This is a genomic window from Methanocrinis sp., assembly GCF_049974945.1.
Lineage (GTDB): Archaea > Halobacteriota > Methanosarcinia > Methanotrichales > Methanotrichaceae > Methanocrinis.
In genome coordinates, this window is sequence record NZ_JBNGCU010000127.1 from 1 (window position 1) to 3923 (window position 3923).

The window sequence follows — 3923 nt, forward strand, 5'->3', positions numbered from 1 at the left end:
AGACGTGGCCTTTCATCAGCTCCGCCTCCATCTCACCCATCGGCCATTCGTCTATTATACTGATCCAAGTAAGAATTCGTCCTTTGCCGCAGTCGAGTAGATCAGAGCCTTATAGAACAGGTTTCATATAGGGTCCCATCCTAAAAATACTGTGGATTTAAACGCTGAAATGCTGAGCTATCGAGGTCGGAGCTGAGTTTTATGCTGTTTGAAAGAGTTGAATCTGAGGGGCTCGCCCACTACTCCTACATCGTGGGGGACAGAGGCGAGGCGGTGGTGATCGATCCCCGGAGGGACTGCGAGGTCTATTCTAAGATGGCGTCGGCGGAGGGGATGCGGATCACCGCCGTCCTTGAGACCCATCGAAACGAGGACTACGTCGTGGGCTCGGTGGAGCTCTCCACCAGAACGGGTGCAGAGATCTTGCACGCCGACGGCCAGCTCGGCTACAGATACGGAGAGGCGATCGAGGACGGGACGGTCGTTAAGGTCGGAAGGTTCGAGATCGAGGCCATCTCCACCCCCGGCCACACCCCGGGCTCGATGAGCTACCTCCTCGGGGACGCTGGGGGCGATCCTTGGGTCGTCTTCACCGGAGACGCCCTCTTCGCCGGGGACGTGGGAAGGGTCGACCTCCTGGGTATGGAGAGGGCCGAGGAGATGGCAAGACTGCTCTACGACTCGGTCTTCAAGCGGCTCCTCCCCCTGGGTGACGAGGTGATCGCCTGTCCCGCCCACGGGGCGGGATCGGTCTGTGCCGCCTCCATAGCCGACCGGAAGTGGACCACCCTGGGGATGGAGCGAAAACTGAATCCCAAGCTCCAGGTCGCAGGAGAGGAGGAGTTTGTAGAGAGGATGGCGGTGGAGCTGGAGCGCCCGCCCTACTTCAGGGAGATGGAGCGGCTCAACCTGACCGGCGCGCCCCTCCTCAGCACCGTCCCCGACCCTGCGCCCCTCTCCCCGAGGGAGTTTGCGGCGATGACCGAGGAGAACGCCGTCCTCGACACCAGGATGGAGCTTGGATTTGGGGCGGCCCACGTTCCCGGAGCCCTCAGCATCTGGCTAGATGGGGTTCCCAGCTTCGCGGGCTGGTTTTTGCCCTACCACAAAAAGGTCCTCCTGGTGGCTGAGACCGCGGACCCGGATACGGCGGTCCGCCGGCTCCGGCGGATCGGCTACGACGACCTGGCGGGATACCTGGCCGGAGGGATGGTAGCCTGGCACATGGCCGGAAAAGAGAGCAGGTCCATCGCCACCGCCGACGTCCACGACCTCTGCACCCGTCTCGACCGAGAGGGGAGGGGGAAGGCGTGGATCCTGGACGTCCGAAGCGATGACGAGCTGGAGTCCTCGGGGAGGATCACCGGCGCCCATCACATCCACATAACCCAGCTCCCCCAGCGGATCGAGGAGGTTCCGAAGGACCGGCCCGTCTACATCTTCTGCGGAAGCGGCCTTCGCTCCATGGTGGCCGCCTCGATCCTCCAGAGGGAGGGGTGGGATAACGTGACCGTGATCCTCGGAGGCATCGCCGGCTGGTCCTCGGTCGCCTGTCCCCTGGTGAGGTAGAGGCATGGGCATGGAGGCTATCTGATGAACGATATATTCAGAAATATATATGGCCGCAGGTCGATCAGGAAATACCTCGAAGACGACGTCTCTGACGAGGAGATTCTGGATCTGATCAAGGCCGGGGTCCGGGCTCCAAGCGCTACCAACGAGCAGCCTTGGAGGTTTGTGATCGTAAAGAACAGAGACCTCATCGCCAGATACTCCAGCAGGGCAAAAGAGCTCTGGCTCAAGCAATACCAGGGCTCAGAGGGGCCGGAGGCTCAAGGTTTGATCGGGATGGTCTCAGACCCAGAGTTCAACATATTCTACGATGCCCCAGTTCTGGTCATGATCTTCGGCCGTCTCGACGCCTTCGCTCCAGAGATCGACTGCGCCCTGGCGGCCGAGAACATGATGCTTTCGGCCTGGTCCCTCGGTATAGGAAGCTGCTGGATAGGGCTTGCCGTCCCCCTCGGCGAGGACGAAGATTTTCTGAAAGAGGTCGGGGCCTGGGATGGCTACAAGCTGGTGGCGCCCCTCATCTTTGGACATCCCGCCGAGTCGGATCATGAGCCCACCTCGCGAGATGAGGATGTGGTCTTGAGATGGGTGAAATAGAAGGGGGACGGACGGCGTTGACAGATACGGATTCTCGAGATGCCCCAATCATGCTGGGTCGCAAGACCGAGAAGGCAACCTTCGCGGCCGGCTGCTTCTGGGGCGTAGAGGCGGCGTTTCGGGAGGTGGATGGCGTCGTCTCCACCTCGGTGGGATACACCGGCGGCACCACCGAAGATCCGACCTACGAGGAGGTCTGCACCGGCCGGACCGGCCACGCCGAGGCGGTGGAGGTGATCTACGATCCGGGGGTCGTCTCTTACGAGGAGCTTCTCGACCTCTTCTGGTCGATCCACGATCCCACCACCAGGAACCGGCAGGGGCCGGACGTCGGGAGCCAGTACCGCTCGGCGGTCTTCTACCACAGCCCCCAGCAGGAGGCGGCGGCCCGGGCCAAGATGGAGCAGCTCCAGAGGTCGGGCCTCTATAGGGGAGAGATGGTCACCGAGATCGTTTCCGCCTCCGAGTTTTATCGGGCCGAGGAGTACCACCAGAGGTACTTCGAGAAGCACGGGCCGAGAGGGTGCAGGCTCTGGTGACGGGGCAGCCTCCGTCGGCTGCCAGAGCCTCAGAGCCCCATCTCTTCGATCCACAATAGAAATACAAAGAGGATCAAAACTGCCGGGACCACTACCAGCCAAGAGTTCACCCCGAGAATCTCGGGAAACGTCGCGTCCCCGAACTCGCCTCTCCTCAGCACCTCCTCTTCCAGCCTCGGGTAAATTGCGGCGAAGAGGCCGGCCCCCAGGAGGACACCACAAAACCCACCAACCAGGGCGTCGACCGACCCCTGGCCCGCGGCTCCTGCTATGGTTCCCGGGCAGTAGCCGAGGAGGCCGAAGCCCGCGCCGAAGACGAGCCCGCCCAGGGCCGAAGAGCCCAAGGAGCCGGATTTCGGGTGGAGGCTTGCGAGCCCCAGGCTACGAAGGAGGTAAACGCCGATCATCCCCGTGATCACCGCCGAGGCCATCACCTTGAAGACGGTGAAGTCTGTGAGGAGGAGCTGGCCGACGATGACCTCGTACCGCGTCACGCCCCCTTTCTGGAGGAGAAAGCCGAAGACGATCCCTATCAGCAGGCCGATGACCAGCTGGGCCCGGTGGTTTGAGCGAAGATTTTCGAGCATCATTTCTTCATCACCTCAGACCCGTGCCCCGAAGAGGATCATCGCCGTAGCCACCCCGCCGACGAAGAAGCAGATCACCGCCAGCCAGGAGCTTGCGGCTAGCTGGGCCGTCCCGCTGATCCCGTGGCCGCTGGTGCAGCCTCCGGCCCACCGGGCGCCCAGGCCCAGGAGGGCGCCCCCGACGAAGGCGGCTGCGATCCGAAGGAAGGGGTCGGGGCCGAACCTTTCCCTCCAGAGAGCCGGGACCGTCTCTGCCCGAAACTCTCCCGACAGGCTGGCCGAGAGGAACGCCCCGAGGATGATCCCCGCCACCAGCATCACCTCCCAGTCGACGACCGGCTCAAACTTCCGATAGTAGGCCTTGTCCCGGACCTTCGATCCGCGAAAGAGCCTCTCGATAATCCCGCTCGTCCTGCTGTAGGCGGTGGAACAGCCGATCGGCCTGTCGGAGAGGAGGACGGCGAGGATATTCAACGCCCCTATCCCACCCCCCACCAGGTAGGGGGACCATAGATCCATCTTCAGATAATCCAGCATGGAATCTCCTCAAAGTATCTCTAAAAAGGGAGTTTGTCGATCTCCATAATATGTCGACCAGACCCACCTCTTAATATCATCATTTTATGTT

General features: G+C 61.9%; 5 protein-coding genes. 3 read left to right on the forward strand and 2 right to left on the reverse strand.

The window, feature by feature from the left end; genetic code table 11:
• Nucleotides 1-201 precede the first annotated feature (201 nt).
• The 3 genes from ACP5EL_RS09465 to msrA are packed head-to-tail and all read left to right on the forward strand — an operon-like array spanning nt 202 to nt 2708.
• Nucleotides 202-1569 carry an MBL fold metallo-hydrolase gene (locus ACP5EL_RS09465; RefSeq protein ID WP_428402266.1) on the forward strand — a complete coding sequence of 456 codons (1368 nt, stop codon included), beginning with the start codon at nt 202-204 and terminating at the stop codon, nt 1567-1569.
• 24 nt (nt 1570-1593) lie between these two features.
• A complete protein-coding gene (locus ACP5EL_RS09470; RefSeq protein ID WP_428402267.1) occupies nt 1594-2169 on the forward strand; it encodes a nitroreductase family protein in 576 nt (191 codons plus the stop codon).
• A gap of 50 nt (nt 2170-2219) precedes the next feature.
• Complete coding sequence (gene msrA, locus ACP5EL_RS09475; protein ID WP_428402268.1) at nt 2220-2708, forward strand: peptide-methionine (S)-S-oxide reductase MsrA; 489 nt, start codon at nt 2220-2222, stop codon at nt 2706-2708.
• 29 nt (nt 2709-2737) lie between these two features.
• Here msrA and ACP5EL_RS09480 read toward each other — a convergent pair whose 3' ends face one another.
• Both ACP5EL_RS09480 and ACP5EL_RS09485 read right to left on the reverse strand, forming a co-directional pair.
• On the reverse strand, nt 2738-3295 hold the full coding sequence (locus tag ACP5EL_RS09480; RefSeq protein WP_428402270.1) for a YeeE/YedE thiosulfate transporter family protein: 558 nt from the start codon (nt 3293-3295) through the stop codon (nt 2738-2740).
• A 15-nt stretch (nt 3296-3310) separates the two neighbouring features.
• Nucleotides 3311-3832: a YeeE/YedE thiosulfate transporter family protein gene (locus ACP5EL_RS09485; RefSeq protein ID WP_428402269.1), complete on the reverse strand. Its 522-nt coding sequence runs from the start codon at nt 3830-3832 to the stop codon at nt 3311-3313.
• Between the last annotated feature and the right edge of the window lie 91 nt (nt 3833-3923).